A 14,646-nucleotide genomic window follows, 5' to 3' on the forward strand; every position below is an offset into this window, starting at 1 on the left:
GGTGGAGCGGCTTGACTTGACGAACCCGGTTGCCTATTCGTTCCTTATTCGTTCACCTTTTCGGTGTTCGACAGTGCCCGCCATGCACCTTTTCGCGGTGCCTCTCGCGGGTGTGCCGTAAAGTCCTGCGTGCGCGGTCCGGCGCGTGCGCTGGCTCCCGTGGGAGAATATCTATGCTGACCGCAAAGCAGCACGAACTGATCCGCTTCATCCAGCAGCGGCTGGAGGAAACCGGCGTCTCGCCCAGTTTCGAGGAAATGAAGGAAGCGCTCGACCTCAAGAGCAAGTCGGGCGTTCACCGGCTGATCTCCGCGCTCGAGGAACGCGGGTTCATCCGCCGCCTGCCCAACCGCGCGCGCGCGCTCGAAGTGATCCGGCAGCCCGAGGATGCGGTGCCCGGCGGGCGCGCCACGCCGGGCCTCGATGCGGCGAATGACGCGGTCGCCTCGGTTTCGCGCACCATGCGCGCCGCGCCCGAACCGGCCAATGACGTGATCGAGATCCCGCTGCACGGCCGGATCGCCGCGGGCGCCCCGATCGAGGCGCTGGAGGGGCAGAACTCGCTGCCCGTGCCTGCCGCCCTGCTCGGCCCGGGCGAACACTACGCGCTCGAGGTGTCGGGGGATTCGATGATCGAGGCCGGCATTTTCGACGGCGATTTCGCCCTGGTGAAACGGACCGACACGGCCCGCGACGGGGAAATCGTCGTGGCGCTGGTGCGCGGCGAGGAAGCGACGCTCAAGTTCCTCCGCAAGGAAGGCGGCGCGATCCGGCTCGACCCGGCCAATGCGGCCTACGAACCGCAGGTCTATCGGCCCGAGGAAGTGCAGGTCCAAGGCAAGCTCGCAGGGCTCCTGCGGCGCTACCACTGATCCGGGGCTGCCGTCTGCCCGGCGATCGCGGCGGGCGGCAGCGCCGAATGCGATGGTGCCGCCCGCGGGCGGTCCGGGGCGAGCGCAGGCCTGCCGCTTCCAGAGGATCGAGGGACATGGCGGCTTCGACATGCGGGGCCGCTTGCGGTCGGATCCGCCTCGCCCGGACCAGTCGCCGGTCCCGCGCGGCCTTCAATCGCGCCAACCGCGCCACCAGCCATGCTCGCCCTGCCCCTCGGCCACGCTGGTGATGCGCCCGCGTTCGAGATCGAGCGCGAGGCCCCCGGTCCGCAGCAGCAGCTTGCGATCCGCCTTCAGCCAGCGCGGCCGACAGGAACGCGGCAGGAAGCGGTCGGCGACGACGATGTCGGATGCGGCGCAGGCTTCGGCGAGCAGGTCCTCCTCGATCCATTCGCGGTTGCGCGCCATCATCAGGGTCCATTCGCGCCCGCCGCGCTCGATCCTGAGCACGCAGAACGCCCGCGAACAGCGTGCCCCCGGCCAGTTCGCGAGCGGGATCGGGTCCGCGGTGACGCTCGCGAGTTCGAGCAGGTTGTCGCGGCTGTATTCCGACCGCGTGTCGCGCAGCGACAGGAGACGCCGGCCGCCCTGCGCGGTCTCGATCGTGATGCCGACGTGCCGCCCCTCGCGGTCGATCAGGACGTCGGGAATGGGAGTGGCAAGCAGCATCGCCGTGGCGATCGCGGCCGGGACCAGTCCCCAAAGGCGGGCTCGCCCCGTCCACAGCGCGAGCCACAATCCCCCGGCGGTAAACAGGAAGATGGTGAGCGGGCCCATCTGCGGCATCAGCTTGACCGCGCCCGGCTGCGCCGCGGTGACATGGGCGATGCCGAGCAGTAGGTCGAGCGAGGCCTGCACCAGCCACCAGACCGGCCCGCCGAGCCCGGCAAGGTCCAGCAGCAGCCCAAGCGCGATCATCGGCATCGACACGAAGGTGACAAGCGGGATCGCGACGACATTGGCGAGCGCCCCGTAGAGCCCGGCCCGGTGGAAGTGATAGAGGACGATCGGCATCAGCGCGATCTCGATCACGAGCCCGGTGACGAACAGCATGACGACGCGCCGCCCGGCATGGCGCCACCACGCCTCCTCGCGCGGGGCGAGGAAGGCGCGCACCGGCCCCGAGGCGGACAGCGCGACGATCGCGAGGACGGCGCAGAAGCTCATCTGGAAGCTCGGCCCGATCACGCTTTCGGGCCACAGCAGCATGACCGCGAAGGCCGCCGCCGCAACCATCCTGAGCGACAGCGCATCGCGCCCCATGGCAAGCGCGACCAGCACCAGGAGGGCGGCGACGCAGCTCCTGACGGTCGGCACCTCCGCCCCGGTCAGCAAGGTGTAACCGATCCCCGCGATCGCCCCGCAGGCCGCGGCCAGCACCGGCAGCCGGACCCTCAGCGCGATCGCGGGGAACAGCGCCAGCACGCGCAGCGCGGCGAGATAGGCCGCGGCGATGACCGCGCTCACGTGCAGGCCGCTGATCGAGAGCAGATGGGTGAGCCCGGCATCGCGCATCGCCTCCTCGTCAGCCCGATCGATCGCGCCGCGATCCCCGCTCGCGAAGGCGGCGGCGATGGTCCCCGCCGAGCCCTCGACCCGCGCCCGGACATGGGCGGACAGCCCACGCTGGACCGGGGCTATGCCGAAACCGCCCGGCGCGGGTTCGACCAGTTCGAGTTCGCCGATCATGCTCCCGGTCGCGGCCAGCCCGCTGAACCAGGCGGTGCGGGCGAAATCATAGGCTCCCGGAAGCATCGGGCTCGCAGGCGGCATCAGGCGGACCCGCATCCGCACCACCGCCCCTTCGGCCAGCGCGCCTTCGCCCGCAGCGGCCTCGACCGGGGCGAGCGCATCGGCCGGGACATTGACCCGGATCTTGCGGCCCTGCCCGGTCGATGCGTCGCGCACCGCGAGGGTCAGCCGGATGCGCCGCTCGGCGGGCTGGTCCTCGCGTTCTAGGACATAGCCCTGGACGCGCTCGATCGAGGGCCGGTCGATCGGCTCGGCCCCGACGATCTCCGAGCGCACCCAGATCACCGCGATGCCCGCCGAAAAGACGAGGCCGACCGCGATCATCGCGCGGCGCAGGTGCCCGCGCCGGTCGGCGATGGCGGACCCGGCGGGCCATACCGCCAGCGCCGTCAGCGCGAGCAGGATCCCGCCGCCGATCGCGCCCATCCACTGCCAGGGGTCCGACAGCGCGAACCAGGCGAGGATCCCGCTGGCGAAGACCACCGCGAGCCAGGGCGCCCGGTCGAACCCCGCCTCGGCGAGGAAGCGCTCGGCCCGGTCGAGCGCCGCGCTCGCGAGGCCTGCATCCCCGCCGCCGCTGGACAATCCGGGGCGCGTTTGCCAAGGGCGCGCGGAAGACCGTCCGGCGGCGGCCCCGGCAACGGTGCTGCCGTCGCCACCGTCTCCCATCGGAATGATCGGCACATCGCCCACAGGCCGCCTCCCCCCAGGGTCAAGGCCATTCGGAAAGTCGCCGCATAGAAAAGGAATTCGCCCTCCATGGCAAGCGATAGCACCGCATCCGTCGTCACCCGCTTCGCCCCCTCGCCGACCGGCTTCCTCCATATCGGCGGCGCGCGCACGGCGTTGTTCAACTGGCTTTACGCGCGCCATCACGGGGGCAAGGCTCTCCTGCGGATCGAGGACACCGACAGGAAGCGTTCGACGCAGGAGGCGATCGACAAGATCCTCGAAGGGCTCGACTGGCTCGGCCTCGATTACGACGAGCCGCCCGTCTTCCAGTCGCATCGCGCCGAACGCCATGCCGAGGTCGCGCGCAAGCTGCTCGAGGCGGGCCATGCCTACAAGTGCTTCGCCACGCCCGAGGAGCTGGAGGCGATGCGGGCGGAACAGCGCGCGCAGAAGAAGCCGATGCGCTACGACGGGCGCTGGCGCGACCGCGACCCGGGCGAGGCACCCGCGGGTGCTGCCTACACGATCCGGCTCAAGACCCCGCTCACCGGCGTGACCACGATCGAGGACCGCGTGCAGGGCAGCGTCTCGGTCGCCAACGAGGAGATCGACGACTACATCCTCCTGCGCGCCGACGGGACGCCGACCTACATGCTCGCGGTGGTGGTCGACGACCGCGACATGGGCGTGACCCACGTCATCCGCGGCGACGACCATCTCAACAACGCCTTCCGTCAGCTCCCCATCTACCGCGCGATGCAGGAGGTCGAAGGCGGCTGGGACGATCCGGTCTATGCCCACATCCCGCTGATCCACGGACCCGACGGGGCAAAGATGTCGAAGCGCCACGGGGCGGTCGGCGTTTCGACCTACCGCGACGAGCTCGGGATCCTCGCCGATGCCATGTTCAACTACCTCCTGCGGCTCGGCTGGGGGCACGGCGACCGCGAGGAGATCACCCGCACCGAGGCGATCGAACTGTTCGACCTCGCCGGTGTCGGCCGGAGCCCGTCGCGCTTCGACATGAAGAAGCTCGAGAACCTCAACGGGCACTACATCCGCGAAGCCGATGACTCGCTGCTCGCCGACCTCGTCCTGCCGCGCCTGCCCGCGGGCGCCGACCGGGACCTGCTGATCGAGGCCATGCCGGTGCTCAAGGTCCGCGCGCGCAATCTCAACGAAATCGCCGACGGTGCCGGCTTTCTTTTCGCCACTCGCCCGCTCGAAATGACCGAGAAAGCGGCGGGCCTGCTCGACGCCGAAGCACGCTCGCGCCTTGCATTGATTTCAAGCCGGCTTGCACAGGAAAATCGCTGGACAAGCGAGGCTCTCGAAGCCACTACGAAGGCGCTCGCGGAGGAACTGGGATTGGGCCTCGGCAAGCTGGCGCAACCGATGCGCGCCGCACTCACCGGGACGACGACCTCGCCCGGTATTTTCGATGTTCTGGTCCTTCTGGGACGGGATGAAGCCCTGGCACGGCTCGACGCGCAGGCGGCCTGACCGGGCCGCCGCGCGGAGGCGCGAAGAGGGGCAAAAGGATTGAGCAGGAGACACATCTTGGCAGACAAGCACGCGACACTCGAGCTTGGCGGCGAAACGCATGAATTTCCCGTCCTCAGCGGCAGCACCGGACCGGATGTCGTCGACATCCGCAAGCTTTACGGGTCGACCGGGCGCTTCACCTTCGATCCGGGCTACAAGTCGACCGCGAGCTGCGAGAGCGCACTGACCTATATCGACGGCAACGAGGGCGTCCTGCTCCATCGCGGCTACCCGATCGGGCAGCTCGCCGAACATTCCTCCTTCATGGAGGTCGCCTACCTCCTGCTCAACGGCGAACTGCCGAGCGGCGAAGAGCTCGACGATTTCACCTACACGATCACCCGCCACACCATGCTGCACGAGCAGCTGCGCCAGTTCTACCAGGGCTTCCGCCGCGACGCCCACCCGATGGCTATCATGTGCGGCGTGGTCGGTGCGCTGTCGGCGTTCTACCACGACAGCACCGACATTTCCGACCCCGAGCACCGCAAGATCTCGAGCCACCGCCTGATCGCCAAGATGCCGACGATCGCGGCGATGGCCTACAAGTACGCGATCGGCCAGCCCTTCATGCAGCCGGACAATTCGCTCAGCTACACCGGCAATTTTTTGCGCATGACCTTCGGCGTCCCGGCCGAGGAATACGAGGTGATCCCGGCGGTCGAACGCGCGATGGACCGGATCTTCATCCTCCACGCGGACCACGAACAGAACGCCTCGACCTCGACCGTGCGGCTCGCCGGTTCCTCGGGCGCGAACCCGTTTGCCTGCATCGCGGCGGGCATCGCCTGCCTGTGGGGCCCGGCGCATGGCGGCGCGAACGAGGCGGCGCTCAACATGCTCCGCGAAATCGGCACGCCGGACAAGATTCCGCACTACATCGAACGCGCCAAGGACAAGAACGACCCGTTCCGCCTGATGGGCTTCGGCCACCGCGTCTACAAGAACTACGACCCGCGCGCGACCGTCATGCAGAAGACCGTGCGCGAAGTGTTCGAGGCGCTGAACGTGCAGGACCCGGTGTTCGAAACCGCGCTCCGGCTCGAGGAAATCGCGCTCAGCGACGATTATTTCCGCGAGAAGAAACTGTTCCCGAACGTGGACTTCTATTCGGGCATCATCCTGTCGGCGATCGGTTTCCCGACCACGATGTTCACCGCGCTCTTCGCGCTTGCCCGCACGGTGGGCTGGGTCGCGCAGTGGAACGAGATGATCTCCGATCCCGCCCAGGTGATCGGCCGTCCGCGCCAGCTCTACACCGGGCCGACCGAGCGCGACTACGTGCCGCTGTCCGAGCGTTGACGGCGGAGCGAACCGGGACGATGGGGCGGCCCTTCCTCGTGCTTGCGGTGCAGGTGCTGGGGGCCGCCCTCGTCTTTTCGGGCCTGCTGTGGGCGCTCCAGGGGCTCGGCATCGTCATGTGGCCGCCGGGCAGTTTCATGCTCGCCCAGCGCGAATGGGCGCTTTACGGCGGGATCACGGCGGCGATCGGCGCGCTTCTCGTCTGGGCGGGCGGGCGCTTCCTGAAGCGTTAAGCCGTGCCTTCGTTGCCATGCGCGGGTAGGTCGAGCCGGAAGACCGCCCCGTCGCCTTCGCCCGCCGCCACCGTCAGGTCGCCCCCCATCGCCCGCGCAAGCCGGCGCGAGATGTAGAGGCCGAGGCCCGATCCCCCGTCATTGTCGCGGCCCAGGCGCTCGAACTTGTCGAAGATGCGCGCGGCCTGTTCGTCGCTTACGCCCGGCCCCTCGTCCGCGACGGTGACCGCGACGCGCCCGTCCGCCCCGGCGTGGGTCCGAACCGTCACCCGGCTTTCGGCGGGGGAATAGGCGATCGCGTTGCCGATGAGGTTGAGGAGGACCTGCAGCACCCGCCGGAACTCGGCCGTGGCGATCCGGCTTTCATGCTCGCCCGGCAGGTCGAGCGCGATGTCGCGCGCCTGCGCCCGGACGCCCAGGATGCCCCCCGCCCGGCGCGCCGCATCGGCAAGGTCGACCTTTTCGCGGGCGGTGGAAAAGCCGGGCGCCTCGACCACTTCGAGGTCGGCAAGGTCATCCAGCATCCCCGAAAGGTGCTGTCCGGCGGCGACGATGGTGCCGGCATATTCGGTGTATTCCTCGCGCAGCGGCCCGGCGAGGCGCGCGCGGATGGTCTCCGCATTGGCGATGATGCGCGCGATCGGCTGGCGCAGGACCGGGGTCAGCGCGCTCCCGATGAGCCGGCCGTGCCCGGACACGGCGGCCTCCTCCTCGCTGCCCTCCCCGCCATCGCCGAGCGGTTCCTGCGGCACCAGCAGCCATTCGAAACCGGCCGGCGCGGTGGTCACCGTCCCCAGAGGAAGCAGCCGCACGCGCCAGCGCCGCTCCGAGCCCGGCAGGCTGCAGTGCGCCCCGTCGAGCAGGCGCCAGTGCATCGGCTGGCGGTGGGCGATGTCCTGCAGGGTGACGTAGCTGGTCCACACCCGCCCCGGCTGGTCGGCAATGGCCTGTTCGAGCGCCTTCGCATCGGGCGCCCCGGCGCTGACGAGCTGGACCCGCTGGCGCGCATCGAGCCGTCCGCTCGCCTCGGCGCTGGCGCGGTCGATCGCGTCGAGCTGTTCGGCGAACTCGCCCCCGCCCGATCCCGCGAGCGGGCGCGGATGGCGCTGCCAGTTCTCGACGAGGAGCTCGCACCCGCCGCCCTCGCTTTCCTCGCGCGGATGAATGCGGACGAAGCCGGAGACGACCTCCTCGCCGTCATGGGCGCTGAATTCGCGGGCGAGGCGCAGGCCCATGGCGCGCGCCTGGCGCACCAGGTCGAGCAGGTCGGGCACCGCGAGCATCCCCGGCAGGTTGCCCCCGCAGGCCGCCTGCAAATCGGCGAGCGGTTCGTCCGCGATGACGAGCCGGTCGCGCGCATCGGTCAGCCCGCGTGCCGCCAGCAGGGTGTCGCCGCGCTCGATCACCGCTCGATGTCCACCACGCGCGCGTCAGACCGGGCAAGGATCGCCTGCGCCCGGTCGGGCGCGAGCTCACCGATCACGCCGGGCACCCTGACGCCGGGTTCGAGCAGCATGAACTGCCGCTCGATCGCCTGCGCGTCCATCCCGGCGGCGCGAAAGGCGAGCGCGAGGCGTGCGGCCTGGCTTTCGTGGCAGGCGATCACCGCGTTCTCGCGCGGCTGCCGGGTGACCGAGGCGAGCGCGCTGGCGAACAGGGCGAGCCCGGCGTGTTCGAGTTCGAGCGCGGCGAGCACCCCGCTCCCCATCGCCGAGACGAGCCGGGCAAGCAGCCCCGCCCGGCTTTCGCCTTCGTCGTGGGAGCGCTTGAGCCGTTCGATCGCGCCGCGCGGCACGCCGCCCCGCTCGCCCGCGCGCGCGGCCGTTTCCCAGCAGGCGATGACGGCGAGGAAGAGTTCGGCCGGAAGCTCGCTTAGCGGCATGTCCATGCGCCGCTGACTCTGGATAAAACGCGACTGCGCCGCGAGCGTCGTCATCGCAAGCTCGGCGATCGCCGGCCGGTCCGACGCGATCAGCTCCTGCAGGAGCGGGCTCAGCACCGGGTCGAGCGAGGCGCGCCTTTCGAGCCGTTCGGCGAGGTGGCTTTCGAGCGCGAGGACATGGGAATGGCCGAGCACGACATGGTCCTGCGCCAGGTGCGCGGCCAGGGCATCGACCGCCTCGGCCGGGGCGGGCGGACCATGCGCCGGGCTTCCGAGCACCTCGGCCCGTTCTGCGGCGAGCAATTGCCGGGCGAGATGATCGAGCATCCCCCGCACCCGCGCGACGATCGCATCGCTGACGAGCGGCTGGCCGGAACTTGCCAGCAAGTGCGCGAGCACCGGCGCGACCCCGCGCAAGGAACGATCCCCCCGCGCGAGTTCTTCGCTGAGGATGCTCTCGACACTGGCCGATGTTCCGTGAAGGCTGTTTGCACTCTGCGCCATAAATGCCCGATAACGCGCGTATAGTTAAACCCGCGTTAGCCCATCGGCGCCCCGAACGCAGCAGGAACCGTGCGCGCGCCGCGAGCGCGAGCCCGACCGCCGCGGACGCGGGACGGGTCGCGTTTTCGGGCAGGTCAGGCGCGCGCGCGGCCCGAAAAGCGGGCGAGCACGGTTTCGATACCGCGGATCGCGGCCGGTTCGCCGGGCGCGGAGGCGAGCGCGTTGTCGGCCGCGAGCAGCAGTTCCTCGGCATGGAAGCTCGCCGCGAGGCCCTTCAGCCGCATCGCCGCGACGTGCCAGTTCCCGTCACAGCGCGAGCGCCGCAGGAGATCGAGCTGGCGCGCAGCGCTGGCGAGGAAGGCTTCGCGCAATTCGCCCATCAGCGCCGGGTCGCCCCCTGCCGCCGCCGCGATCGTCGCATCGAGAGCGCCACTTTCATAAGCCATGACGAGGACTTATCCGCGACGAAGTTAAAGCGGGGTTTATCGCGAGTGCGGGTGTGGTATTGTTCGGCCATGTCTGGTGGACATCATATCAGGGCGATCGGCCGCGGCGCGCGACCCCGCGAACCGGAAGGGTCGGGGTCGCAGCCGACTGTCGCGGACGAAGCTGCCCGCGAGGACGACACGCTCCTGCTCGAACACGAGACGGTCGAGGAAAGCTGGACCGAGGCCGAGCCCGATTGGTCCGACGCCGCGCCCGCGGGTACCCGGTTCGACCGGGTGGTGAGCGTTCTCGCCGCACTCGCCATCGCCGCGTGGACCGGGTTCTTCGCCTGGGCGATGCGGGCGGAATGGAACGCTGCGGCCTCCGCTCCCCCTTCGGCCTGGGCCGGCTGGATCATCGACTGGTCGGTGCCGGTGCTGCTCGTCGCGGTCATCTACCTCGTCGCGATGCGCAATTCGCGGGCCGAAGCGAAGCGCTTCGCCGCCTCGGCCGCGCTGCTCAGCCGCGAAAGCGCCGAGCTCGAGGAACGGCTCGCCGTGGTCAACCGCGAACTCAGCCTCGCGCGCGAATTCCTCGCCGCGCAGTCGCGCGAACTCGAATCGCTCGGCCGGATCGCGAGCGAACGGATCTCGGCCCATGCCGGCGAATTGCAGCGGCTCATCAACGACAACGGCGCGCAGGTGGAAGCGATCGGTTCGGCCAGCGAGACCGCGCTCGCCAACATGAACCGGCTGCGCGACGACCTCCCGGTGATCGCCAATTCGGCGCGCGACGTTTCCAACCAGATCGGCAATGCCGGCCGCACCGCGCACGGCCAGCTCGACGAGCTCGTCGCCGGGTTCGAGCGGTTGAACCAGTTCGGCACGGCCAGCGCGAGCCAGGTCGCCGCGCTCAGCCAGAAAGTCGCGGAGACGCTGGCGGGCTTCGAGAATCAACTCTCCGCGATCGAACAGCTTGGCGCAGGCCGGCTGGCGGCGCTCCGCGAGGAAGCGGGCGATTACCGCGCCGCCTTCGAGCAAGCCGAGGAAGGCGCGATCGCGGCGCTGCGCGAACGGGTCGCGGCACTGCGCGCGGAAAGCGAGTCCGCCGCGAGCGACCTGCGCCAGGGCGAGGATGCGGCGCTCGCCCGGCTGCACGAGGCGAAGGACCGCCTGCACGACGAGATCGCCGAAACCATCGCCACGCTCGAAGGGCTCGACCGGCAGGCGATGGAGGCGGCGCGCAAGCGGCTCGTCGACCTCAACGAGGAAGCCGGCCGGTTCGACGACCGCCTCGAAGCGCGCGACCTTCGCTTCATGGAGGAGATGCGGCGGCGGCAGGACGAATTCGAGACCCGCGAATCGCAGGCGAGCGAAATCCTCGCCCAGCGGCTCGCCGACCTCGACGAAGCGCTCGCCCAGCGCCGCGAGGCGCAGGTCGAGGACACTGCGAAGCTTGTCCGGCACGGGCAGGAACTGGGTGCGGAAATCGAACGGCTGGGCGCGCTCATCGCGGAGATCGGACGCCAGAGCGACGCGACGCGCGAGAGCCTCGGCTCGGGGCTCGACGCGCTCGGGGAACAGCTCGATGCGCGGCGGCGCGAACTGGCCGAAACCGATCGCCTGCTGTCCGACCTGACCGAAGCGGGAATTCGGCTCCTCGAGATCATCCAGTCGGGCGCGCGTCACGCCCGCGAGGACCTGCCGAAAGCGATCGAGACCGCGACCGGAGGCCTTTCGTCGGTGGAGCAGCGCGTCGAGGCGCTCGGCGGCCTGATGCTGACCGCCAAGGGGCACGGCGACGAGCTGACGAACCGCCTGGCCGGGACCAGGGACGAGATCGAGGCGACCGACGGCGCGCTCGACCGGCTCGCGGCGCGACTGGCCGCACAAGCGGAGGAAACCCTTGCCCGGCTGGGCGGCCTGCGCGGCGGGTTCGAACGGCTCGTCGAGGAAAGCGACCGGCTCGGCGGCGAGACGCAGGACCGCCTGCGCACGGCGCTCGAGGAACTGCGCGCGGCGACCGAGGCCGCCTTCCGCACGATCGACGAAGGCGCGCGCGAGCGGCTGGCGAAACTCGGCGGGGAAATGGGCGAACAGGCGGTCGAGGCGCTCGAACGCTCGCTTCGCAGCGAGAGCGCAGCGACGATCGGCAAGATCGAACAGGCCGCTGCCCATGCCTCCGGCGTCGGGCGCGAGGCGGCGGCGCAGCTGCGCGACCAGCTCGCCCGCGTCAACGAACTCGCCGGCAATCTCGAACAGCGTGTCGCGCGCGCCCGCGAGATGGCCGAAGAGAAGGTCAGCAATGATTTCGCCCGGCGCATGGCGCTCATCACCGACAGTCTCAATTCGGCTTCGATCGATATCGCCTCGGCGCTTTCGACCGAGGTAACCGACACGGCATGGGACGCCTATCTCAAGGGCGATCGCGGCATCTTCACCCGCCGCGCGGTGCGGCTGCTGGACGGGAACGACGCCAAGGCTATCGCCGAGCTCTACCAGCGGGACGAGGATTTCAAGGCCGCGGTGTCGCGCTACATCCACGATTTCGAGGCCATGCTGCGCGCGATGCTTTCGACCCGCGACGGCAATGCGCTGGGCGTGACGGTGCTGGGATCGGACGCCGGCAAGCTCTACGTCGCGCTCGCCCAGGCGATCGAACGCTTCCGCGGCTAGCGCTGCAGGTCGGCCGGCGGTTCGGGCATCAGGTCGAGGTCCGCCGCGGTGATCCAACCCTGCTCGTAATTGAGGACATAGATGCCCGTCAGCACGGCGGCGAGCACCGTCGCGCGCAGGGCGAGCCGGCCGGGGCGGAAATTGACCGGCGCGCTCTCCGCCTGGCCGGGCACCTTGTCGACCCCCGCCTCGTCCGCGGTCCGCACGCCGAAGGGCAGCATCACGAAGGCGGTGGCGATCCAGACGAGGAAGTAGATCGCGAGGATCGAGGTCCATTGCATCGCGTTCAGGCCCCCGGCATCAGCACGCGGACCTGCGGGCGCTTGCCGGACCAGCGCTGCGCCGCGCGGCGGGCGGCGAGGCGCGCGGCCTCGTGGATCGCGGCCAGATCGCGCGCGTCCCTGCCCTTTAGCCTGCCGACCGCAGCGAGGATGTCCTGCTGCGCCTCGGCGACGAAATCGTCCATGTCCTCGTCGAGCGGCAGGCCGATCGCCTCGATCAGCGGGGTTTCGCCGGGAACGAGGACGACGATCACCACGCCTTCCTGTGCGATCCGGCGCCGCATGACGACCGCCTCGCCATCAGAGGGCGCGATGATGTCCCCGTCCAGCACGAGCCGCCCGTGGCGCACCTGCGCGAGGCGTCCGGGTTCGCCGGGGGCAAGGCGGACGATGTCGCCGTTCGACTGGAGCACGGCGCGCGGGATCCGGCATTGCTTCCCGAGCCGCACCTGTTCGGCCATGTGCTTCATCTCGCCGTGGACGGGGACGAGAACCTCCGGGCGCAGCCACGAATAGAGCGCCTCGAGTTCGGGCCGGCCCGGATGGCCCGAGACATGGATCAGGCTCTGCCGGTCGGTGACCATTTCGACCCCGCGCGCGGCGAGCTGGTTCTGGACCTTTCCGATCGCGATCTCGTTGCCCGGTATCTGGCGCGAGGAGAACAGCACGACGTCTCCGCTCGCGAGTTCGATCGGGTGGTTGCCTTCCGCGATCCGGGACAGAGCGGCGCGCGGTTCGCCCTGCCCGCCGGTGGCGAGGATCAGCACCTCACCGCGCGGCAGGCCCATCGCCGTGTCGAAATCGACCGTGTCCGGGAAGTCCTCGAGATAGCCGTTGTCCTGCGCGACCTCGATGATGCGGTCGAGCGAGCGGCCTGCGATGCATACCTGCCGCCCGGTCTCGCGCGCGACTTCGCCCAGGGTCTGGAGGCGGGCGACATTGCTGGCGAAGGTGGTGACGAGCACCCGCCTGCCCTTGTGCCGGGCGACTTCCTCCATCAGGGCCTTGTGCACCGCGCCTTCCGAGCCCGAGGGGTTCGGGTTGAAGACATTGGTGGAATCGCACACCAGCGCGAGCACGCCCTCGTCACCGATCGCGCGCAGTTCCTCCTGGGTGGTGGGCTCGCCGATGATCGGGTCCTCGTCGAGCTTCCAGTCGCCGGTGTGGAACACGCGCCCGTGCGGCGTGTCGATCAGCAGCGCGTTGCCCTCGGCGATGGAATGCGCGAGCGGGACATAGGTGACGGCGAAAGGCCCGAGCTCGATCCGCCCGTGGTCCTCCTCGATGATGTTGAGCTCGACCTCGCCCAGCAGGCCCGCTTCCTCCAGCTTGCGCGCGACGAGATCCGCGGTGAAGGGCGTCGCGTAGAGCGGCACGCCGAGATCGCCCGCGAAATAGGGGACGGCGCCGATATGGTCCTCGTGGGCATGGGTGAGCACGATGCCGAGGAGATCGCGGCGGCGGTCCTCGATGAATTCGAGATCGGCGAAGACAAGGTCGACGCCCGGGTATTCGCCGCCCGAGAAGGTCATGCCGAGATCGACCATCAACCACTTGCCATTGCAGCCGTAGAGGTTGACGTTCATCCCGATTTCGCCCGATCCGCCGAGCGCGAGGAAAAGCAGTTCGTCTTGCGGGGTGTAGTTCTTGTCCACGTTCTCTCCGGTTCCTCAGCCCTGCGCCGCCTGCCGGGCGAGTATTCCGAGGCCCTCGATCGTCAGGTCGGCATCGACATGGTCGAAGATCGAGGTCGCCTCGTCGAACAGGATGGCGAGGCCCCCGGTGGCGACGACCTTGGCCGGGCGGCCGATTTCGGCGCGCATCCGCTCGATGATCCCTTCCATCATCGCGACATAACCCCAGAAGACGCCGATCAGCATCTGGTCCTCGGTGTTGCGCCCGATCACGCTGGTGGTTTCGGGCGCGCGGATCGCGATGCGCGGCAGCTTCGCCGTCTTACCGACCAATGCGTCGAGCGACAGGTTGATCCCCGGCGCGATCGAGCCGCCCTTGTAGGTGCCGTTGAAGTCGATCGCCTCGAACTTGGTCGCGGTGCCGAAATCGACCACGATGAGATCGCCGCCATACTTGTGATGCGCGGCAAGGATGTTGAGCGCACGGTCCGCCCCCAGCGAGCTGGGCTGGTCGACATCGATCTCGAACCGCCAGCGCGCCGCGCCCTGCCCGGCGACGAGCGGAGTAATCCCGAAATATTTCTGGGCGAGGACGGTGAGGTTGTGGTCCGCGCGCGGGACGACGGAAGCGAAGATGATCCGGGTGATGTCGGAGCGTCCGATGCCCTCGATCTTGAGCAGCTGGAGCAGCCAGACCGCGTATTCGTCGCCGGTGCGGCGCGGATCGGTCGCGATACGCCAGCGCGCACGGACCTTCTGCGTTTCGCCGTCGCCCTCGAACAGGGCGAAGACGACATTGGTGTTCCCGACATCGGCGGCGAGCAGCATGGGTGTTCCGGCCTTTTCC

The 14,646-nt window shown here is 69.5% G+C and carries 12 protein-coding genes; 5 read left to right on the forward strand and 7 right to left on the reverse strand.

The features are described 5' to 3' along the window. The first annotated feature begins 173 nt into the window (after positions 1 to 173). On the forward strand, positions 174 to 872 hold the full coding sequence (lexA, locus tag BLU08_RS03830) for a transcriptional repressor LexA (protein WP_090195524.1): 699 nt from the start codon (positions 174 to 176) through the stop codon (positions 870 to 872). Positions 873 to 1,064: 192 nt separating this feature from the next. Here lexA and BLU08_RS03835 read toward each other — a convergent pair whose 3' ends face one another. Next, positions 1,065 to 3,230, reverse strand: a complete 2,166-nt coding sequence (locus BLU08_RS03835) for a ComEC/Rec2 family competence protein (RefSeq protein ID WP_233996074.1) — start codon at positions 3,228 to 3,230, stop codon at positions 1,065 to 1,067. Between the two features lie 174 nt (positions 3,231 to 3,404). Here BLU08_RS03835 and gltX point away from each other — a divergent pair, with 174 nt between their 5' ends. The 3 genes from gltX to BLU08_RS03850 are packed head-to-tail and all read left to right on the forward strand — an operon-like array spanning position 3,405 to position 6,397. Next, complete coding sequence (gene gltX / locus BLU08_RS03840) at positions 3,405 to 4,820, forward strand: glutamate--tRNA ligase (protein WP_090195527.1); 1,416 nt, start codon at positions 3,405 to 3,407, stop codon at positions 4,818 to 4,820. Between the two features lie 57 nt (positions 4,821 to 4,877). After that, positions 4,878 to 6,164: a citrate synthase gene (locus BLU08_RS03845; protein ID WP_090195531.1), complete on the forward strand. Its 1,287-nt coding sequence runs from the start codon at positions 4,878 to 4,880 to the stop codon at positions 6,162 to 6,164. A 20-nt stretch (positions 6,165 to 6,184) separates the two neighbouring features. Further along, the gene (locus tag BLU08_RS03850) at positions 6,185 to 6,397 is read left to right on the forward strand and encodes a hypothetical protein (RefSeq protein ID WP_090195534.1); all 213 of its coding nucleotides are present in this window, start codon (positions 6,185 to 6,187) and stop codon (positions 6,395 to 6,397) included. Here the strand turns inward: BLU08_RS03850 and BLU08_RS03855 are convergent. The 3 genes from BLU08_RS03855 to BLU08_RS03865 all read right to left on the reverse strand — a co-directional run bounded on the left by BLU08_RS03855 (position 6,394) and on the right by BLU08_RS03865 (position 9,229). After that, a complete protein-coding gene (locus tag BLU08_RS03855) occupies positions 6,394 to 7,803 on the reverse strand; it encodes a sensor histidine kinase (protein ID WP_369816829.1) in 1,410 nt (469 codons plus the stop codon). The two genes, BLU08_RS03850 and BLU08_RS03855, sit on opposite strands and share 4 nt — an antisense overlap. Then, complete coding sequence (locus BLU08_RS03860) at positions 7,800 to 8,783, reverse strand: hypothetical protein (protein ID WP_157674440.1); 984 nt, start codon at positions 8,781 to 8,783, stop codon at positions 7,800 to 7,802. The genes BLU08_RS03855 and BLU08_RS03860 overlap by 4 nt, the downstream gene beginning before the upstream one ends. A 134-nt stretch (positions 8,784 to 8,917) precedes the next feature. Then, entirely contained in the window at positions 8,918 to 9,229 is a 312-nt protein-coding gene (locus tag BLU08_RS03865) for an Hpt domain-containing protein (protein ID WP_090195540.1), read from the reverse strand. A gap of 69 nt (positions 9,230 to 9,298) precedes the next feature. On the opposite strand from BLU08_RS03865, the gene BLU08_RS03870 reads away from it, so the two are divergent. Beyond that, complete coding sequence (locus tag BLU08_RS03870; protein WP_090195545.1) at positions 9,299 to 11,884, forward strand: ATPase; 2,586 nt, start codon at positions 9,299 to 9,301, stop codon at positions 11,882 to 11,884. On the opposite strand, the gene BLU08_RS03875 is transcribed toward BLU08_RS03870, so the two are convergent. Genes BLU08_RS03875 through BLU08_RS03885 form a run of 3 tightly spaced genes read right to left on the reverse strand, consistent with a single transcriptional unit; the run spans position 11,881 to position 14,627 of the window. Continuing rightward, on the reverse strand, positions 11,881 to 12,165 hold the full coding sequence (locus BLU08_RS03875) for a DUF1467 family protein (protein WP_090195548.1): 285 nt from the start codon (positions 12,163 to 12,165) through the stop codon (positions 11,881 to 11,883). The genes BLU08_RS03870 and BLU08_RS03875 overlap by 4 nt on opposite strands. Positions 12,166 to 12,170: 5 nt before the next feature. Beyond that, entirely contained in the window at positions 12,171 to 13,820 is a 1,650-nt protein-coding gene (locus tag BLU08_RS03880; RefSeq protein ID WP_172800978.1) for a ribonuclease J, read from the reverse strand. A 15-nt stretch (positions 13,821 to 13,835) separates the two neighbouring features. Next, a complete protein-coding gene (locus tag BLU08_RS03885) occupies positions 13,836 to 14,627 on the reverse strand; it encodes a type III pantothenate kinase (protein WP_090195552.1) in 792 nt (263 codons plus the stop codon). Positions 14,628 to 14,646: the final 19 nt, after the last annotated feature.

Source organism: Erythrobacter sp. HL-111 (assembly GCF_900105095.1).
Classification (GTDB): Bacteria; Pseudomonadota; Alphaproteobacteria; order Sphingomonadales; family Sphingomonadaceae; genus Erythrobacter.